The organism is Providencia sp. PROV208 (genome assembly GCF_028479465.1).
Lineage (GTDB): Bacteria > Pseudomonadota > Gammaproteobacteria > Enterobacterales > Enterobacteriaceae > Providencia > Providencia alcalifaciens.
Map to the genome: position 1 here is coordinate 55,154 of NZ_JAMPNS010000022.1, position 19,045 is coordinate 74,198.

A 19,045-nucleotide genomic window follows, 5' to 3' on the forward strand; every position below is an offset into this window, starting at 1 on the left:
CTATCGCGCACAATCATCTTACTTCGAAGTACAAATTAAGTCTCGATGATAGCATGTTAATCTATATGCGACGCCATCATTACAAGCTGAACGCGACTTTCCTATAAAAAAAGCACCCGACGGTGCTTTTTGCTATTTAGCGATTTGCCCGTAATATAAAAATTAAGTATAAAAATAACGGGTTAAATGGAAGAAAATAGGTGCGGCAAAACATAAAGAGTCAATTCTATCTAGCATTCCGCCATGCCCTTCAATAATCGCGCCAAAATCCTTAATCCCGCTATCACGCTTAATTGCAGACATACACAAACCACCCACAAAGCCCATTAACGTAATCGCCAATGACATTAACCCCGCCGCCCACCAACTAAATGGGGTGACCCAGTACAAGCAAATACCAATGAGCACCGAGCTTAATATGCCGCCGATAAACCCTTCCACCGTTTTATTTGGGCTCAACTTAGGCACGATAGGGTGTTTACCGAGTAGCTTACCGAAGACATATTGCAGCACATCAGAAATTTGCGTCACCACAATTAGGAACAGCAACAGCTTCACGTTTTCCCCTTGATACCCTTCAATATTCAGCATCAATAACGCGGGTACATGACTTAAACAAAAAACCGTGACCAACATGCCCCACTGAATTTTGGCGGTACGTTCTAGGAAATGATAGGTATCCCCAGCCAAAGCGATGCGTGTCGGTAAAAATAAGAACACAAATACAGGGACAAAAATCGAAAACATCCCGTACCATTCAATACCAACCAATACATATTGCAGCGGCAGGAAGACAAAGAAACACCAGAAAAGCGCCTCGTGATCACTACGACGCGTTGGCGCTAACGTCACAAACTCCCTTAATGCAAAGAAAGAGATCAGCGCAAATAAAATCACCACGCCAATATGACCAATCACTACCGCCAAAACGCAGATAATACACATCACCCACCAAGCACGGATGCGCGCATTCAGGTTATCAATCGTCGGATTGCTTTTCTCGCCAGAATAACGGTACGCCAAGATGCCGCCAATGACGCTGGCGACCATCAAGACACCGAAAACACCGGATAATAATAGGGCTAATTCGCCATCCCAAAGACTCATGGCATCATCTCCTCAAGTGCAGCTTTTGCTCTTTGCAAAAAATCTGCTTTATTTTCGTTTTCCGTTAACGGTGATAACGGCTTACCGACAGTTGCTGAGCAAATGATAGGAACCACGAGCTTTGTTCCTTTCGGTAGTACTCGATTTAAATTTTCCAAATACACTGGTACCACTTCAACATTGGGGTATTTTTTCGCTAAATGATAAATCCCGCTTTTGAAGCTACCGAGCTCTTCGCCATCTCCACGGGTTCCTTCAGGAAATAAAATCAGCGAATGGTTAGCGGTGAGTACCGCTTCTAGCGGTTCAAGGACAGACTCTTTAGCGGGCTTGTCCCCTTTTCTATCCACCAGCACAGCTCGAAATACGTTATTAACGAGATAACGACGAAATGACGAACCGTCCCAATAATCTTTGGCAGCAACAGGGTGAACAAAATGGCGCATTAATGGCGGTAATCCCGACCAAATCACTAAACCGTCGAGGTGACTTGAATGATTGGCATAGTAAATACGGGGAGTAATTGCAGGCTGACATCCTACCCAACGTGTACGGACTCCTGTTAATAAACGACAAGTGCCGGACAACAGCATTCCCATTCCTTTCGCCAATAGAGAAACTCGCTGTGTTTTTTCCATCTTTTTTCCTTGCTCTTTCATCGAGCACAAATAAGGCAATGATAAAAAAATTCTTAATCGTATTTTCTTAATAAGATAGGCAGCGCCGAGCAAGAGTACAACAGGATAAGTTCTGATTTGTGACTTTCTTTTTACCACCAGAATTGAGATAAAATGCAAAATATCTATAAAACCCAAACGCCAGATAAAAAATGGGGAAGCCTTAGCTTCCCCATTAATACCATTAGAGATAAAAATTATTTTTTATCTGCCTCAATGCGGTCACGAATATGTTGTGCTCGCGCATCTGATGGTGGGTGAGAATCAAACATGCTGGTTTCTTTGCTGCCCAATTTTGCTAATTTGTCAAAACCAGTCACTAAACCTTTGGTATCTACACCACGTTTTTTCAGCAGATCATAAGAGAAATCATCCGCTTGGCTTTCTTGGTGTTGAGAAAACTGAGAGTTAACCAGTTTTTGACCCAGCTCACCTAATTGTGAAGAACTTAATTGAGTCGCTACATCGTTACCTGATGCCGCTACCGCGGTACGAGCGGCTACCGCTGCATAAGCAACTTGCATCGCTTTACGGGTATGACCTAAAGCAACGTGACCCATTTCATGCCCCAGAACGCCTTCAACTTCGTTGTCGTTCATGATATCCATCAGACCGCTGTATACACGTACACAACCATTTGCCATCGCCCATGCATTGACATCTTTAGTCATGTAAACTTTATAGTTAACTGGCGTTCCTTCAACTTCACTACCCAACGCTTTAGCAATTTTGTTTAAGCGTTGTGTGTATTTGCTTGAAGCTGGTGCAATTTTGTTTTCTGCATCCATTTCTTTACAAGCATCATCGCTGAATTTTTTAACATCTGCATCAGATAATGTTGCAGCTTGGAATAATTGCATTCCAGAGTTGGTCATCAGCCCAGTGTCCATACTCTTACAACCCGTCATAATGACCGCAGAAACTGCGACTGCAACAAGCGCCTTCATTTTCATCTTATTTTTTTCCTTGCTAGAAAACTCTATTACTATTTTTAATAAACCATTCGAGGCTACAGCCTAAAGATTCTTTTTAAAATCACAATAAGAATAAAGCCATTAAATAAGTAATCTATGAATTCGATAACAATTTTATTCGAAGAGTGAAATTATCAGAATTATCCGCTAACTAAATAGTCGTGAATTGACGGAGTTGCATCACTCTAAAATAACTTGAATGGCTTTGTAGTGTTATCTTTCAAATAGTTCGATAACACAAAAATCGCCAAATAGTTCAGCTGAGGCAATGTATTGTGCAGGTACACTCTCTTTTTGCACCAATAAGGTTTCAAAATCATTTAGCACCCAGTGTTTCCCATCAACTTGCACATCTAACTTACCCTGTAAATTAAAAATCAGTACACAGTGACCATGGCTAATCCATGATGTTACCGACTCGCTGGATACCCACTGTAGGCGCGCTAGATACTTTTCAGGGTTATAAATCACATTAAAATCGCGGATGGCTTCATTGATTAATTCGGCATACACATCACTTTCACCATGAAAGGCATGAAACTGTTTTTGTAATAAAGAAACGGGCGGGTTGTTATCTATCTGCAATACCATCCCAGAGCCTTCAAGCACCCCAATTATCCGTTGCTTGTTCGGAAAATATGAAAATGGACCTGCTGATTTCACATCCGCAATCGACACCCGCCAATCAAAGTTTTCTAACCCTTCACCGTGGCTTCGCGCCAGCTCTAAAGTGAATCCCTGACCATTTTTCCATGGCATTTTTTTATAATCTTGAGATGTTAGTATTTGGATCATGGCGCAGTATGACCTCTGTTGATGAACGAAAATGTAATTTGCAAGTGCACAGATAGTACGCGGAAAGTGAATGTATAGACAACCTAAAATGAGGCTGATAAAAAAAAAGCCCCTAAAAGGGGCTATAAAGACAGGGATGGTGTCTATGGCAAGGAAAAACTTCAGTTATTGCTACTTCACTACTTACTTCAAAAATCAACGATCAACTCAAAACTCAACTACAGGCTTTAAAAACTCAACTACAATCACTACTAGGATCTCTACTGCTTCACTTGATACTCAACGAACTTATGCTGATTAATCTGCTCAAGTTGCGCCTTCTGTTCTGGCGTCAGTAACTGGTAAAGTTCATGATGGATGCGAGCCATCTCAACGCGTTCATCCAGTTCTTTTTGCAATTGTTTCTCAAGTTGCGCTCGGACAGCTTTATCGTCAAAGCGATCCGCTATAATAAGTTTGTGTAATGACTCACGTTCTTGTATTGAGTCAACATTTTCAACATGGCGATGGCGTTGTGTTGCCATTAAGTCGCGAAGCTGTTGACGCTGTTTTTCACTCAACGTGATACCATTAAACATAAATTCACTGGCACGTTCGTCGCTATTTAATGATTCAGGAAGCTGAAATTGAATAGCGATATGTGTTGTTTGTAGTGGCTGGTCAGGCTGCATTTGTAGCACTAATGAGGGTTCATCATTACTACTACTTTCTGATGCTTCACCAAACGCGGCGACTGGACCGAAAACAAATGCAGAAGCTAAAACGTATGCGGCTGTTTTATGTACTGAACTGTGTTTTGTTCTGTGTACTATTCTTTGCATTTAGATACCTTGTCTCCGAACGATGCTCGTGATTCAATGGAGATAAATATACGCGGTCGGCTGCAAACTAGCGTCAGAGCATGTAAAAGAACGTAAAGTCATGGAATCGTGAAGATTGTTATCGTATTTTGGCAGTTGGAGGACTTAATTAATGCATAAAATCCTATTAGTTGATGACGACCGTGAACTCACGTCGCTCTTAAAAGAACTGCTGGAAATGGAAGGTTTCAATGTTGTCATCGCCTATGATGGTGAACAGGCATTACAGCAAATCGACTCATCCATTGACCTATTATTACTCGATGTCATGATGCCGAAGAAAAACGGTATTGAGACCTTAAAAGAGTTACGCCAAATTCACCAAACGCCTGTCATTATGTTAACGGCGCGCGGTAGTGAATTAGATAAAGTATTGGGCTTAGAGCTCGGTGCGGATGACTATTTACCTAAACCATTTAACGATAGAGAGTTAGTGGCGCGTATTCGTGCGTTACTACGCCGCTCAAATTGGAGCGAGCAAACTCAAGGGGATAATAGCAACACCCCAACGTTACAAGTGGACAAATTGCAGCTGAATCCAGGTCGTCAAGAAGCTAGCTTCGATAACGAAATCCTTGATTTAACAGGCACTGAATTTACGTTGCTTTATCTATTAGCGCAGCATTTAGGACAAGTGGTTTCGAGAGAACATTTAAGCCAAGAAGTGTTGGGCAAACGCCTCACACCATTTGACCGTGCTATTGATATGCATATTTCCAATTTGCGCCGCAAACTCCCAGAACGCACCGACGGTCAACCTTGGTTTAAAACCTTGCGTGGTCGCGGCTACTTGATGGTTTCTGCCACATGATCAACAGCTTAACCGCTCGAATATTTGCGATTTTCTGGTTTACCCTCGCACTCGTCTTAATGCTCGTGCTGATGGTGCCCAAGCTCGACTCTCGGCAGCTCACTGTCCTGATGGAAAGTGAGCAACGCCAAGGGGATATGCTTGAACAGCATATCGAAGCTGAACTCGCCCAAGCACCCATGAACGACCTACTTTGGTGGCGACGAATCTCTAACGCCATCAAAAAATGGGCGCCCCCAGGTCAACGCTTGATCATTGTGACTAGCGAAGGTCGGGTAATTGGTGCAATGCCGAGTGAAATGCAAGTGATCCGTAATTTTATTGGTCAATCCGATAATGCGGACCACCCGAAGAAGAAAAAGTATGGGCGCGCAGAAATTTTGGGCCCATTTTCGATTCGAGACGGTGAAGATCACTACCAACTGTATTTAGTTCGACCGGCGAGTAGTCCACAATCAGACTTTATTAACCTCTTGTTTGACCGACCATTTTTACTCTTGATTGCCACCATGTTAATCAGTGCACCACTGTTATTATGGTTATCATGGAGCTTGGCTCGCCCTGCCCGTAAATTAAAAATGGCGGCAGATGATGTGGCAAAAGGTAATTTACGTCCGCATCCCGAGCTAGAATCTGGTCCGCAGGAATTTTTATCTACGGGCAACAGTTTCAACCAAATGATCAGTGCGTTAGATGGCATGGTCACTGCCCAGCAGCGACTTATTTCTGATATTTCGCACGAGCTGCGTACTCCGCTCACTCGGCTACAGCTGGCGACTGCATTATTACGTCGCCGCCATGGTGAGAGTAAAGAGCTGGAGCGCATCGAAACGGAAACTCACCGTTTAGACAGTATGATCAACGACCTACTCGTTTTATCTCGCAGTCAGCACAAAAATGAAATTCTCCGCGAACACATCAAAGCTGATGAGTTATGGGGAGATATTCTGGATGATGCAAGCTTCGAAGCGGAGCAGATGAACAAAACACTGGATGTCACGTCACACCCAGGTCCATGGCCGTTATATTGTAATCCATCCGCCATTGGCAGTGCGTTTGAAAACATCGTGCGTAACGCACTTCGTTATTCAAACACCCATATTGCGGTTGATTTCAAAGAAGAAAATAACGGTATTCTGATTACTGTCGATGATGATGGTCCTGGCGTCAGCCCAGCTGACCGTGAGCACATCTTCCGTCCGTTCTATCGTACAGATGAAGCGCGAGATAGAGAAACTGGCGGCACAGGGCTTGGCTTAGCGATTGTTGAAACGGCAATCTCCCAGCATAAAGGCTGGGTGAAAGCGGACGACAGCCCATTGGGCGGGTTACGCCTACAGATTTGGCTGCCAGAGCACGGTCGTTAATTTTCTCTCCTTATTGAGATTGAGGTCTTTGGTGCTGATGTGCCAAAGACCTTTTTTATATATCCGCCATATATTCCTATCATATTCCGACAAATATTCCTTTCATCGTACAAAGCTGTAGATAATTAATCTTCCAGAACAAACAAAATGATTATATTAATTCCTCAATCGTTTGATGATATTTGCATATTCGGGTTTGCTGCATAAACTAATAAGTAACAAAAATGCTCAGACAATTCTTATAAATATTATATTTCAACAACTTCATCATTGTTCGAGCATTTATCTTTATCTACACCATACGAGCGTGTTCTTCTGAAATATTAATAACATACATCAAGTCACACGTGTCATTATCATTATTTTTTATACTATTTAACCGTGTACAGGCTTTTCCTTAACTATCGCCTCAACCTCTACCCACCATTAAGGCTTTTATCAATATATCGACCAATCTCAAACTTTACACTTAAAATGGAATGATATGCTATAGAATGATGAGTTAACTCCAGATAATGACGCAGAAATTCTACGCACAGTAGTGATTTCTAGGAGCCTCACATCGATAGTCACCCCGATACTTTAGTGCTATTATTAAGGGCTTTTGATTGATCGTGCTTACGGCACAAATCAACCTATACGGGAAAGCTATCATAAGCAGTGTTTATTAATTGAGCATTTCAGCAAAAAATGCAGTATTTTCAATTAATAAGTACTAAAATTGAAAATCTAATGGCGCTCTGGGACCCGATAACCCAGTGCGGTAGCTATGCCATTACTAAGATAGTATCTTATATTCAGGCTATATATTATTTCTCATGCATAAATTTCTAACATATCTTTCATCGTTATGGATAACCACTGCATTCTCTGCTTTTTTAGCCTTTTTATTTCAAACAGGTTTAGCAAGGCTATTAACGCCAAAAACTTTAGGTGAATTTAACTCAACTCTTGCATACTTATTAGTTTTTGGTGCAATTGCAGGGTTTGGTGCTGATAATTCTTTATTAAAGATTTTTGGAAAAGGCTCTAAATATGGAAATAAATATGGCTTAAGTATTATTTGCTATGCTATATTAACAACATTAATCAGCTTTATTTTATTAATATTAGTTACATTTTCATTCTTCCCTAATATGAATCTAAGTAACCTAATAATATTAAGTCCAACACTTTTAGCACTTACATCCTTTAATATTCAGTCCGCCGTTCTTCAAATAGAAGAAAAATATCACCAACTTGGGGCGTTGCAAATATTTAATAATGGAGTGAGACTATGTTGTCTCTCGTTTCTCTATTTTGGAATTGTAAATAACAATGATATATATTATTTATATTCATTGTCATCAATGCTTATATTCCTTATATCAATAAAGTCATTCCTGAAATTATATAAAGGAAATATTTTAAAAAATGATATTTGTTATTCGAGAATTAATATCGAAAGAATAAAAATAATATCTAAAACTTCAATTCCATTTGGTTTAGCTTCAGTTGCCCATACTATATATTTTCAATGTGTTATCTTTTTATTATCATACTTAAGCAGCCCCGAAATGGCTGGTTTTTATAGTGTTGCATTTAATATAATTATAGCAACCTACCTATTCCCAGCTATTATATATCAAAGAATTTTACTACCTAAAATTCATAGATGGTCCAATATAGATCCAAAGAAAATGCTTACCGTTTATCAGACTGGTAATGGCATAATGCTAACTATTGGATTATTGATTTCAGTTCCAATAATTTATTTTAGTGATCAGATTATTAACTCTCTATTTGGTGAGCAATATAAGCAAGCAGCAACTTACTTATCATTACTTGCCATATGTATTCCTATCAGATTTCTTATTTCTGGATTAGGTGCTATTTTATCAACAGGAAACTTAATAAAATATAAACTTTACTGCATGTTGATTATAGCAATTATTAATGCCGTCTTGAACATTATATTCATCCCTATTTTTAGCATCTATTCTGCTATATTTATAGCCATCCTCTCTGAAATATTATTAGCAACACTATTTCTTGTGGTTATATATTTCAAATTATACGGAAAAGATACTTTTAATAATTGGTTTTGTTTTTTAAAAGGGTTTAAAAATGTTAGCGAAAATTAAGTCTATCGGTAGATGCGTACTTAGTTTATATGGTTTTATGTATGATTGGATCAGATACGTCAATAACAATGGTTGGAAAAAAAACCTACATGATAAATCATTTAGAAATTACTATATTGTAAAAGTTTATCATACCTTAGAAAAAAGTATGAGTTATAAGGAGAAACGCAAAGGAGCTGCATATAGTAATGCTTTATTATTACTTGATATTCTAAATCATGTTGATAAAAGCAACCCAGGATTTCATGACAAAATAGCAGCGGAAGTACTGCGCAATTTTTGTCAATCTGAAGTCAATAGGGACGATAAAAGGTTTAATGAAATTGAACAAAAAATACCTCCATTAAGTCCTTCTAGTATTACATCAGGCACAAAAATAATTAATAAAGAAGACTTTTTTAGAGGAAAACTCAATAGCCCTGAAGATTTTTTTAACTCTAGATATTCCTTAAGAGAGTATTCTGAAGAGCCAGTTCCACAAGAAGTCATACTTCGAGCTTTATCATTAGCTCAAAAAACACCATCCTCTTGTAATATGCAAGGTTGGCATACCTATATTATTTCTAATCCAGAGAAACTAAAAAAAGCCTTAGAGCTTCAATCGGGTAATCGTGGTTTTGGGCATAAGGTTCGAGGTCTACTAATTTTAACATTTGATCAGACTCCATTCATATCCTCTTCTGAAAGATATCAACACTGGATTGATGGAGGTCTACATTCGATGTCTATAGTTTATGCTCTACATTCTCTGGGTGTTGCTAGCTGTTGCTTAAATTGGAGTGAAGACCCCAAAAGAGATATTTTATTAAGAAAAGAACTAAATATAAAAAATCAACATTCTATATTAATGATGTTATCTTTTGGATATCCAGAAAATATAAATAATGTCTGTGCATCTCCAAGACGTCCAATCAATGAATCAATAACGGTAGTTAAATAAAATGAAACGAATTGGAATAATTACAATACACCGCGCAAATAATTACGGTGCTTTTTTACAAGCATTTGCAACACAGGAAGTTTTAAAAAAATATGGTTATGTCGAAATAATTGATTACGAAAATAAAAAACTAGAGAGTAGTTTTTCATTAATAAGAATAGATTTAACATCGCCTAAATCTATCCTTAGTTCTATTAAAGATATTCTAAGAATCATTCCTAGATTCCGAGTAATAAAAAAATTCAAATTAGATATTGAGCAAAAATTCAATCTGTCTAAAAGACTAAATGATAATAACATAAGTGATTATGCAAATGATCACTATGATGTATTAGTATCTGGTAGCGATCAAATTTGGAACCCAACCTGTGTTAGTAGTAATGGAGATATAAATTCAATATATTTTTTAAACTTTGGTAATGACAATATAAAAAGAATTTCCTATGCATCATCGATGGGTAACTTTAAAATAAAGAAAGAAAATACAACTACAATTACCAATTTATTAAAGAAGTATGAATATTTATCTGTTAGAGAAAAAGAAACATGTAAGGATATAGAAAATTTAATTCATAATAATGTTAGTCATGTCTTAGACCCTACTCTACTACTAGACAAAGATGATTGGCTAGGCCGTTTTCCCGAAAAATCAAGCCGCATAGAAAAAATGGTTGACAAAAATTATGTATTGTTTTATTCCGTTCCAAAAATAAAGGAATCACGATTAGCTGTCGAATACTTTTCAAAAAAAATCGGATATGAAATAATATCCATAGATCAAGATATTTATCCATATTATAAAGCTCAGAATAAAATTAGAGATGCTAGTATTAGTGAATTCTTACACCTATTTAAAAATGCAAAGTATATTATTACAGATTCATTTCATGGTGTTTGCTTTTCATTAATTTTTAGAAAAGATTTTTATGTAATCCATCCAGGAAATTTATCAAATAGAATAGAAAGCTTATTAGAATCTATATCCCTCTCTGACCGTCTAATAAAAAATCATTATGATATTGAAAAAAATGGCATTGTATCTATAAACTATAATGATTTAGAGGATAAAATTAGATTCATTATTCAAAACTCCAAATCTTATTTACATAATGCTCTTAGCTAATTCGATTAAAATACTATCTTCCATAATAGTAAAAAATAATATAATTAATAATCATGAGTAAATAATGTTAATATTTTACACGCTACCATTCGCCTTTTTCTTATTACACATATTATCTTATTTTTATTGGCTGTATAATGGAAACTTAGATTATATATTTTTCGGTTCACTGATTAAATATCCATATAATGACCAAATAATAAAAGAGACTTATATTTTTAATTTGATGATTTTCCTATCATACTTATTGGGTGTTTTTTCCGCAAAATCCTTTTATAAAACTAAAAAAGTTTCGAAAGTCACCGTTTCTCCTTTAAAAGAAACATCATTTTCACGCCTCTTAATATCATTACTATATGTTTTTATAATAATTAATTTTTCTGTTTTTCTCTCTTCATGGGGAAACTATGCCAGTATAAATAAAATAAAAGAATCATATAATTTCATTTTTGAATTAAGAGTTTTAATTAACATACTTTTTTTATTTATCATACTCAATCATATAAAAATGAGTACGCATTTAAAAATACTGACATTGTTCTATTTTTTTAGCATATGTGTATTACAAGCCAGGTCAGTTATATTTGAATTTATATTTATTGTGGCAATTCCATTTTTAATCACTAGAAAAATAAACTTAAAAATATTCTTATTTCTATGTATAACACCCTTCATTCCTAACTTAATTGTTGCATTTAGGTTCATAAACACTTACTCAATAACAGAAATCATAAGCTATCTATTTAGCTTTGAATATTTAACATTATTTAATTTAATTGTATCAGAAGCTATACTAAAATACTCTGATATGCATGAATTCCTATTAGGTAGTTCTTATTCTAATTCTATCGCACTAGTTATACCATCTTTTATCAGAGATATTTTTGATATATCAATTAATCATAATGTAGAAATAGATGCTGTTAGATATTCAGCCGGTGTTCATGGCGGAGGATTCTCTTTAATTGGAGAGTTATTTATGAACTTTGGGTATTATTCTGTAATATTTGTATTTTTATACTCGATAATAATAAACTCCTTCTTATATCGTATAGTTTGGAAATACTCACTTTATATGAAAGTGTCCTTCATAGAATGTATAGTACCATTGATTCTTATTATGACAATTTTATCATTACGTAATGATACTGCACCATTAATAAAATACACAATTCAACTCTTAATTATTTCAGGAAGTATCACATTTTTAGTCAAACACTCTCGCTTTTATAGTAAAATATAATTTAGCTTAGTAACTCCCTAGGAATAAAAATTTAAATATGCTTGAAAAGGAGAGAAAATGTTAGTTGGCATCCATGCAGTTAATATTAATACTGGCGGAGCATTAGTATTACTTTGTGAGATATTAAAAAGAATTGAACCCTTTTGTACACGAATTGATGTTTATACTCATGTAAGCTTTGACACTACTCAAATTAAATTTAAAAGTTCTAAAATAAATTACTTACATAAAAAACACTTAATCCTTTCCCTATTCTTCCCTAATAAATATGACCGTTCTTTATTCTTTGGTAATCTCCCTCCATTAAATTACGTAAAAAACTCCACCACATATATACATAATATTTACCTTACAACATCTATCGACAAACAAGTAAACCTTCCACTAAAAATGAAGTTGAAATTTTTCTTGTTAAGAAAATACATTAATTTTTTCAAAAAAAACTCTCAATTTTTAGTTTGTCAAACAAGAAATATGAAGCATTTGTTTTCAAAATTTTATAATAGCGAAATTTATATTTCTCCATTTTATAAAGAGTTAAAAAAACATCCGACTGAAATAAAGTATGATCTGTGTTTTATTGGATTACCAAGTCATCATAAAAAATATAGCTTCCTTCTAGACTGTCTTGAAATAATTTCCAAACATGATGTTAAACTTTCAATTTTCGTTACCGTTCCATTTAATAGTGGCTTCAATGAAATATTAGAAAGAATAGACTCTATTAATAAAACTAAAAATATAAAAATAACAAACCTTGGTTTAATTTCATCAGAAAAAATAAATGCAGTATATAATTCATCTAAAGCTTTAATATTTCCATCATCCACTGAAAGCTTTGGACTACCCCTGATAGAAGCATCTCTATTAGATATGAACGTTTTTGCTCCAAATTTGATTTATGTGAAAGATGTAATATCAGATTTTATCGAGATAAAATTAAATGATGCGAACTACACTGCAAATAAAATAATAGAATTCATACAGAATCCTAATGACTTTCCAAAAGCAAAACTAAAAGCTAAAAATGATTTCCCTAGTCAATTCCTCATAGGGAAAGGATATCAGTAATAGTTACTTTATTATATTAATACAAACTTTTATAATTTATGGTGATTAAAAATGCCACCTAGCTTGTCAATAATTATTCTTACATTAAATGAAGAGCTTCATATAAAACGTTGTTTAGATTCAATAATACCAATTACTAAAAATATTTTTATTATTGATTCAAACTCAACTGATAACACAGTTAAAATTGCTGAAAGTATGGGTGCAACTGTCTTAAAACATGATTGGCCAGGAAATCATGCATTACAATTTCAATGGGGTCTAGATAATTGTAATATTAATACTGATTGGGTTATGAAGCTTGATGCAGATGAATATATTTCCATCGAATTAGCTAATGAAATAAAGGAAAAATTAAATCATTTACCTTTGGATGTAAGCGGAATTAATCTTAAAAGACGTGTTTATTTTCAAAATAGATGGATTAAACATGGTGGATGTTATCCTATAAAATTACTACGTATATGGAGACATAATCATGGTTATATGGAAAATAGGTGGATGGATGAGCATGTGAATTTAATAAAAGGGAACACTATTGAATTTGATTATGATTTCTCTGATAATAATCTAAATGATTTAACATGGTGGACTCAAAAACATAATGGCTATGCAACAAGAGAAGCTATTGATGTCTTAATCTCATTATATGATAGTGACGAATCAAACTCACTAAAACCCTCCTGGGTAGGAACTCAAGCTCAAGTAAAAAGAAAATTAAAGAATACATATATAACACTCCCCTTATTTATTCGCCCATTTATATATTTCATATACCGATACTTTATAAAATTAGGATTCCTAGATGGAAAACCCGGATTAGTTTGGTGTATTCTTCAAGGATTTTGGTACCGTTTTTTAGTTGATGCAAAAATTTACGAAATAAAAAATAAATATTTAGTTAATGATAAAAAATCTTTAGCTTCATTCATAGATAGTTATTTTTATAAAAAAAAATAATTATCTAAAATGTGACCCAAATTAATACTATTAGAGATGAAAATCCTATGTTTAATAATAAAACTTTAATGATAACTGGTGGAACAGGTTCTTTTGGAAATGCTGTTTTAGATCGTTTTTTGAATACCAATATTAAGGAAATACGTATATTCTCACGCGATGAAAAAAAACAAGATGATATGCGTAAAAAGTATAACAGCAGTAAAATTAAATTTTATATTGGTGATGTTCGTGACTATCAAAGTATTTTAAATGCTACTCGTGGTGTTGATTATTTATACCATGCAGCAGCTTTGAAGCAAGTTCCTTCCTGTGAATTCCACCCTATGGAAGCAGTTAAAACAAATATTCTAGGAACAGAAAATGTTTTAGAGGCAGCAATTCAAAATAAAATTAAGCGAGTCGTTTGCTTAAGTACAGATAAAGCAGTCTATCCTATAAATGCAATGGGAATATCGAAAGCAATGATGGAAAAAGTAATCATTGCTAAATCTCGTAATGTTGACCCAAATGAAACTATTATCTCTGCCACACGGTATGGAAATGTAATGGCATCTCGAGGCTCCGTTATTCCATTGTTTTTACGTCAGATCATTAATGGGACACCAATAACTATCACCGACCCTAACATGACTCGTTTTATGATGACTCTTAATGATGCTGTTGATTTAGTTCTTCATGCATTCAGCCACGGAGAAAATGGTGATATTTTTGTCCAAAAAGCACCAGCGGCTACAATTGATACTTTGGTCCAAGCTCTTCTTGAAATTACAAACAAGCCTAACCATGAAGTGAATATTATAGGGACTCGCCATGGTGAAAAGCTTTATGAAGCCTTATGCAGTAAAGAAGAAATGTTTGCAGCTCAAGATCAAGGTAACTATTATCGAATTCCATCAGATAACCGCGATTTAAATTATTCCAAATACCATGATACAGGGGAAAGAGACCTCTCTACCATTGAAGATTATAATTCACATAATACTGAGCGCTTAGACATTAACGGCATGATAAAGCTTTTACACAAACTTGATTTTATTGCTGATATCAAGGCTGGAAGCTTAGTTGTTCCTGAAGGTGTATAATGAAAATACTTGTAACGGGAGCTAATGGATTTATTGGAAAAAATCTATGTATTATGCTTCGAGAGAATGGTTATCAAGATATTATCGAAATCAATCGAGAAACGCCATTAAATGAATTTAAACATCATTTATGTAATTCTGATTTCATTTATCATCTCGCAGGCGTAAATAGACCTGAACATGAAGACGAATTTTTTGAAGGCAATGCAAGTTTAACTAATTTTATTATAGAGCAGCTGCAGCAGTCTGGAAAAAATTCTCCATTAGTCATTACTTCATCTACTCAAGCAGATAAAGATAATGCCTACGGGAAAAGTAAACGCCTAGCTGAGCTTGCAGTTCAACAATATGGCGCGAAAACACAATCGCCTTATTTTATTTATCGGCTACCCAATGTCTTTGGTAAATGGTGTAAACCAAACTACAATTCATTTGTAGCAACATTTTGTCATAATATACTCAATGACTTAGATATTACAGTTCATAATCCTAACGCGCCTGTTACACTAGTTTATATTGATGATGTATGCCGTAGTCTTATATCTTTGCTATCTAGTGAAAATGAACCTGGTTTTAAACAAGTTCAACCGGAGTACTCAACAACAGTTGGAGATGTTGCTGAAAAAATTCAGGAATTCAAAGAAAGTCGAAATAGTTTAATTATAGATAATGTTGGTATTGGTTTGACTAGAGCGCTCTATTCTACCTACCTCAGTTATATGAGACCTATACAGTTTAGTTACACCGTACCTATATATAGTGATCAACGCGGCTCGTTCAGCGAGATGCTCAAAACTAAACAATCTGGGCAATTTTCATTTTTTACAGCTCTACCAGGAGTTACTCGTGGTGGGCATTATCATCATACTAAGAATGAAAAATTTCTAGTTTTAAAAGGTAGGGCATTATTTAAGTTTAAAAATATTTCTACTGGTGAATATTATGAAATGACAATTGATAGCTCTTCGCCAGCTATTGTTGAAACAATTCCTGGTTGGTCACATGACATCACTAATATTAGCAATGAAGAGATGGTCGTGATGCTTTGGGCGAATGAAATATTTGATCGTAATATACCAGATACATACTCTTATCCATTATAAGAACTGTAAAATAAGATTGAAAAATGAAAAAACTAAAAGTTATGTCAGTAGTAGGTACTCGACCTGAAATTATTCGTTTATCTCGCGTTTTAGCAAAGTTAGATGAATACTGTGAGCATATCTTGGTGCATACTGGTCAAAATTATGATTTTGAACTAAATGAAGTCTTTTTTAATGACCTTAATGTTCGCAAACCTGATTATTTTTTAAATGCTGCAGGTAAAAATGCTGCAGAAACCATTGGTCAAATCATCATTAAAATTGATCAGGTACTAGAAAAAGTACAACCTGATGCAATGTTAGTTTTAGGTGATACTAATTCCTGTATTTCCGTTATTCCAGCTAAACGCCGAAAAATACCTATATTTCACATGGAAGCAGGAAATCGCTGTTTTGACCAAAGAGTTCCAGAGGAAACTAATCGGAAAATTGTTGACCACACTGCTGATATAAATCTTACATACAGTACAATAGCTAGAGATTATTTATTAGCTGAAGGACTCCCCCCAGATCGTGTAATCAAAACAGGTAGCCCCATGTTTGAAGTTCTTCACCATTATATGCCTCAAATAGAAGCATCGAATGTCTTATCTAGATTAAACCTCAAACAGAAACAATTTTTTGTTGTGAGTGCTCATCGTGAAGAAAATGTTGATTCACCAAAACAGTTATCTAAACTTGCAGAGACTTTAAACACGGTTGCTGCTCATTACGATTTACCTATTATCGTATCTACTCACCCTCGCACTCGTAACCGGATTGAGCAACAAGGATTAAAGTTTCATCCTAATATACAGCTATTAAAACCATTAGGCTTTCATGATTATAATCACCTACAAAAGAGTGCAAAAGCTGTTTTGTCTGACAGTGGTACAATTAATGAAGAATCATCAATTATGAACTTTCCTGCTGTAAATCTTCGAGAAGCACATGAAAGACCAGAAGGGATGGAAGAAGCAGCTGTAATGATGGTAGGTATTAATGTTGAACGAGTAATGCAGGCATTAAATATTTTAGAGAAACAAGCTCGAGGCGAAGAGCGATCACTTCGATTGGTTGAAGATTATAGTATGCCCAATGTATCCGATAAAGTAGTACGCATCATTATTTCATATACCGATTATGTAAAACGAGTTGTTTGGAAAGAATACTAATGCGCCTCGCTCTTATTATTGATGATTATTTACCACATAGTACTCGTGTTGGGGCAAAAATGTTCCATGAGCTTGCTTGTGAGCTTTTTAATAGTGGGCATCAAGTAACCGTCATCACGCCAGGTTTTTCTCAAGATAAACTATTGAAAGAAGACAGTATTGATAATATCACTATCTGGCGATTCAAAAGTGGAAAAATTAAAAATATTAATAAAGCTAAAAGAGCCTTAAACGAAACATTGATTTCTTATCGAGCATGGAAAGCTATCAATAATAAAGTGAAAGAAAATACTTTTGATGGTGTTATTTATTATTCTCCCTCTATATTCTTTGGTTCTCTCGTAAAAAGAATAAAGAGTATCTGTGAATGTCCTTCTTATTTAATTTTACGTGATTTATTTCCTCAATGGTGTATTGATTCTGGGCTCATTAAAAAAAATTCATTATTGGAAAAATATTTCCGATACTTTGAAAAAATTTCATACGAAAATGCCGATACAATTGGATTAATGTCTGAAAAAAATATAGAAGTTTTTGAATCATATAACCCTGAATATAAAACACACTTATTAAGAAACTGGGCTTCACTAAAAAAAACTCAACCACTGAACTATTACAAAAAAAAATTAGGGTTACATGAAAAGATAATTTATTTCTATGGTGGCAATATTGGTCATGCTCAAGACATGACTAACTTGTTAAGACTAGCTAAAGGAATGAAAGAATATAAAAATGCTCATTTTTTATTTGTTGGGCAAGGTGATGAAGTTAATTTAGTTAAACATTTAATAATTGAATGGGATCTAACAAATACAACACTCCTTCCCTCAATTAATCAAGATGAATTCAAAAAGTTACTTGCAGAGGTAGATGTTGGTCTTTTTTCTTTAGACAAAAAACACTCCTCACATAATTTCCCCGGAAAACTTCTGGGGTATATGGTTCAATCACTGCCTATACTTGGTAGTGTTAACTATGATAATGACCTGATGCCTCTCATTAATAACTCAAAGGCTGGCTACGTTCATGTTAATGGTAACGATGACGATTTATTACAATCAGCGATTAAACTATATAAAGACCATGAACTTAGATTGCACCTTGGTAATAATGCGATGACTTTACTTAAAAGTGAATTTGATGTAACTCATATCGCAAGATCCATTGTTAATAAATTAGGTAACCAACCATGTTACGAATTGATAACCAGATCGTAGAGAAATTATATTTAGAAGCAAAAAATAGTCCTAGAAAAAGATCACACTATTTATTGCATAAATCACATCAAGATAAGGTACAGCGACTACTCATTGGTTTTGTAAAAGGTAGTTATGTAGAGCCTCATTTCCATGAATTACCACATCAATGGGAATCTTTTTTTGTTTTAGATGGTAGTTTAAGACTTACCATATTAGATGAAGATAAAAATATAAAAAGCACCGAAGTAATCGGCTCTGGAACATCAATATACGCAGTTGAGATTCAACCAAATGAAATTCACAGTCTAGAATGTTTATCAGATAATGCTTTATTATTAGAAATAAAAGAAGGCCCATTTGACCCTAATTTTGCAAAGAAACTAATTTAGTTCATTTTCTCTAAAAAACAGTTAGCCCTATTTTTAATCACATCAACTACAATAGATTACCACA

At 34.8% G+C, this 19,045-nt stretch carries 17 protein-coding genes; 12 read left to right on the forward strand and 5 right to left on the reverse strand.

Annotated elements, in window-relative coordinates; all coding sequences use genetic code 11:
- Positions 1–162: 162 nt before the first annotated feature.
- The 5 genes from PR766_RS16455 to PR766_RS16475 all read right to left on the reverse strand — a co-directional run bounded on the left by PR766_RS16455 (position 163) and on the right by PR766_RS16475 (position 4,374).
- Positions 163–1,107 (reverse strand): phosphatidate cytidylyltransferase, encoded by a 945-nt coding sequence (locus tag PR766_RS16455; RefSeq protein WP_006660530.1) that lies wholly within the window; start codon positions 1,105–1,107, stop codon positions 163–165.
- Positions 1,104–1,745 carry a lysophospholipid acyltransferase family protein gene (locus tag PR766_RS16460; RefSeq protein ID WP_006663196.1) on the reverse strand — a complete coding sequence of 214 codons (642 nt, stop codon included), beginning with the start codon at positions 1,743–1,745 and terminating at the stop codon, positions 1,104–1,106. The genes PR766_RS16455 and PR766_RS16460 overlap by 4 nt, the downstream gene beginning before the upstream one ends.
- A gap of 236 nt (positions 1,746–1,981) precedes the next feature.
- Positions 1,982–2,737, reverse strand: coding sequence for a M48 family metallopeptidase (locus PR766_RS16465; protein ID WP_006660532.1), 756 nt, complete (start codon positions 2,735–2,737; stop codon positions 1,982–1,984).
- A 234-nt stretch (positions 2,738–2,971) separates the two neighbouring features.
- Complete coding sequence (locus PR766_RS16470; RefSeq protein WP_006660533.1) at positions 2,972–3,553, reverse strand: HutD/Ves family protein; 582 nt, start codon at positions 3,551–3,553, stop codon at positions 2,972–2,974.
- Positions 3,554–3,813: 260 nt separating this feature from the next.
- On the reverse strand, positions 3,814–4,374 hold the full coding sequence (locus PR766_RS16475; protein ID WP_006660534.1) for a Spy/CpxP family protein refolding chaperone: 561 nt from the start codon (positions 4,372–4,374) through the stop codon (positions 3,814–3,816).
- A 151-nt stretch (positions 4,375–4,525) separates the two neighbouring features.
- Between PR766_RS16475 and cpxR the strand changes: the two genes are divergently transcribed.
- The 12 genes from cpxR (at position 4,526) to PR766_RS16535 (ending at position 18,981) form a co-directional block, all read left to right on the forward strand.
- Positions 4,526–5,224 (forward strand): envelope stress response regulator transcription factor CpxR, encoded by a 699-nt coding sequence (gene cpxR, locus PR766_RS16480; protein WP_006660535.1) that lies wholly within the window; start codon positions 4,526–4,528, stop codon positions 5,222–5,224.
- Positions 5,221–6,591: an envelope stress sensor histidine kinase CpxA gene (cpxA, locus tag PR766_RS16485; protein WP_006660536.1), complete on the forward strand. Its 1,371-nt coding sequence runs from the start codon at positions 5,221–5,223 to the stop codon at positions 6,589–6,591. The genes cpxR and cpxA overlap by 4 nt, the downstream gene beginning before the upstream one ends.
- An 818-nt stretch (positions 6,592–7,409) precedes the next feature.
- Positions 7,410–8,714: an oligosaccharide flippase family protein gene (locus PR766_RS16490; protein ID WP_154636059.1), complete on the forward strand. Its 1,305-nt coding sequence runs from the start codon at positions 7,410–7,412 to the stop codon at positions 8,712–8,714.
- Positions 8,698–9,654 carry a nitroreductase family protein gene (locus PR766_RS16495; RefSeq protein WP_154636060.1) on the forward strand — a complete coding sequence of 319 codons (957 nt, stop codon included), beginning with the start codon at positions 8,698–8,700 and terminating at the stop codon, positions 9,652–9,654. Before PR766_RS16490 ends, PR766_RS16495 begins: the two co-directional genes overlap by 17 nt.
- 1 nt (position 9,655) lies before the next feature.
- Complete coding sequence (locus tag PR766_RS16500) at positions 9,656–10,777, forward strand: polysaccharide pyruvyl transferase family protein (protein ID WP_154636061.1); 1,122 nt, start codon at positions 9,656–9,658, stop codon at positions 10,775–10,777.
- A 1,300-nt stretch (positions 10,778–12,077) separates the two neighbouring features.
- A complete protein-coding gene (locus PR766_RS16505; RefSeq protein ID WP_154636062.1) occupies positions 12,078–13,091 on the forward strand; it encodes a glycosyltransferase in 1,014 nt (337 codons plus the stop codon).
- Positions 13,092–13,142: 51 nt separating this feature from the next.
- A complete protein-coding gene (locus tag PR766_RS16510; protein ID WP_154636063.1) occupies positions 13,143–14,051 on the forward strand; it encodes a glycosyltransferase family 2 protein in 909 nt (302 codons plus the stop codon).
- A gap of 47 nt (positions 14,052–14,098) precedes the next feature.
- The gene (locus tag PR766_RS16515; protein WP_112860311.1) at positions 14,099–15,136 is read left to right on the forward strand and encodes a polysaccharide biosynthesis protein; all 1,038 of its coding nucleotides are present in this window, start codon (positions 14,099–14,101) and stop codon (positions 15,134–15,136) included.
- Positions 15,136–16,239 (forward strand): UDP-2-acetamido-2,6-beta-L-arabino-hexul-4-ose reductase, encoded by a 1,104-nt coding sequence (wbjC, locus tag PR766_RS16520; RefSeq protein ID WP_112860312.1) that lies wholly within the window; start codon positions 15,136–15,138, stop codon positions 16,237–16,239. Before PR766_RS16515 ends, wbjC begins: the two co-directional genes overlap by 1 nt.
- 23 nt (positions 16,240–16,262) lie before the next feature.
- Complete coding sequence (gene wecB, locus PR766_RS16525; RefSeq protein ID WP_112860313.1) at positions 16,263–17,393, forward strand: non-hydrolyzing UDP-N-acetylglucosamine 2-epimerase; 1,131 nt, start codon at positions 16,263–16,265, stop codon at positions 17,391–17,393.
- On the forward strand, positions 17,393–18,610 hold the full coding sequence (locus tag PR766_RS16530; protein ID WP_154636064.1) for a glycosyltransferase family 4 protein: 1,218 nt from the start codon (positions 17,393–17,395) through the stop codon (positions 18,608–18,610). Before wecB ends, PR766_RS16530 begins: the two co-directional genes overlap by 1 nt.
- A complete protein-coding gene (locus tag PR766_RS16535; protein WP_154636065.1) occupies positions 18,583–18,981 on the forward strand; it encodes a WbuC family cupin fold metalloprotein in 399 nt (132 codons plus the stop codon). The genes PR766_RS16530 and PR766_RS16535 overlap by 28 nt, the downstream gene beginning before the upstream one ends.
- The last annotated feature ends 64 nt before the right edge of the window (positions 18,982–19,045 follow it).

Bases quoted from the DNA above. Each gene is read 5' to 3' on its own strand.
- cpxA (WP_006660536.1), top strand. From the start codon at position 5,221: ATGATCAACAGCTTAACCGCTCGAATATTTGCGATTTTCTGGTTTACC.
- PR766_RS16475 (WP_006660534.1), bottom strand. From the start codon at position 4,374: ATGCAAAGAATAGTACACAGAACAAAACACAGTTCAGTACATAAAACA.
- PR766_RS16460 (WP_006663196.1), bottom strand. From the start codon at position 1,745: ATGGAAAAAACACAGCGAGTTTCTCTATTGGCGAAAGGAATGGGAATG.
- PR766_RS16465 (WP_006660532.1), bottom strand. From the start codon at position 2,737: ATGAAAATGAAGGCGCTTGTTGCAGTCGCAGTTTCTGCGGTCATTATG.
- wecB (WP_112860313.1), top strand. From the start codon at position 16,263: ATGAAAAAACTAAAAGTTATGTCAGTAGTAGGTACTCGACCTGAAATT.
- PR766_RS16515 (WP_112860311.1), top strand. From the start codon at position 14,099: ATGTTTAATAATAAAACTTTAATGATAACTGGTGGAACAGGTTCTTTT.
- PR766_RS16470 (WP_006660533.1), bottom strand. From the start codon at position 3,553: ATGATCCAAATACTAACATCTCAAGATTATAAAAAAATGCCATGGAAA.
- PR766_RS16535 (WP_154636065.1), top strand. From the start codon at position 18,583: ATGTTACGAATTGATAACCAGATCGTAGAGAAATTATATTTAGAAGCA.
- PR766_RS16490 (WP_154636059.1), top strand. From the start codon at position 7,410: ATGCATAAATTTCTAACATATCTTTCATCGTTATGGATAACCACTGCA.
- cpxR (WP_006660535.1), top strand. From the start codon at position 4,526: ATGCATAAAATCCTATTAGTTGATGACGACCGTGAACTCACGTCGCTC.
- PR766_RS16505 (WP_154636062.1), top strand. From the start codon at position 12,078: ATGTTAGTTGGCATCCATGCAGTTAATATTAATACTGGCGGAGCATTA.
- wbjC (WP_112860312.1), top strand. From the start codon at position 15,136: ATGAAAATACTTGTAACGGGAGCTAATGGATTTATTGGAAAAAATCTA.
- PR766_RS16495 (WP_154636060.1), top strand. From the start codon at position 8,698: ATGTTAGCGAAAATTAAGTCTATCGGTAGATGCGTACTTAGTTTATAT.
- PR766_RS16510 (WP_154636063.1), top strand. From the start codon at position 13,143: ATGCCACCTAGCTTGTCAATAATTATTCTTACATTAAATGAAGAGCTT.
- PR766_RS16530 (WP_154636064.1), top strand. From the start codon at position 17,393: ATGCGCCTCGCTCTTATTATTGATGATTATTTACCACATAGTACTCGT.
- PR766_RS16455 (WP_006660530.1), bottom strand. From the start codon at position 1,107: ATGAGTCTTTGGGATGGCGAATTAGCCCTATTATTATCCGGTGTTTTC.
- PR766_RS16500 (WP_154636061.1), top strand. From the start codon at position 9,656: ATGAAACGAATTGGAATAATTACAATACACCGCGCAAATAATTACGGT.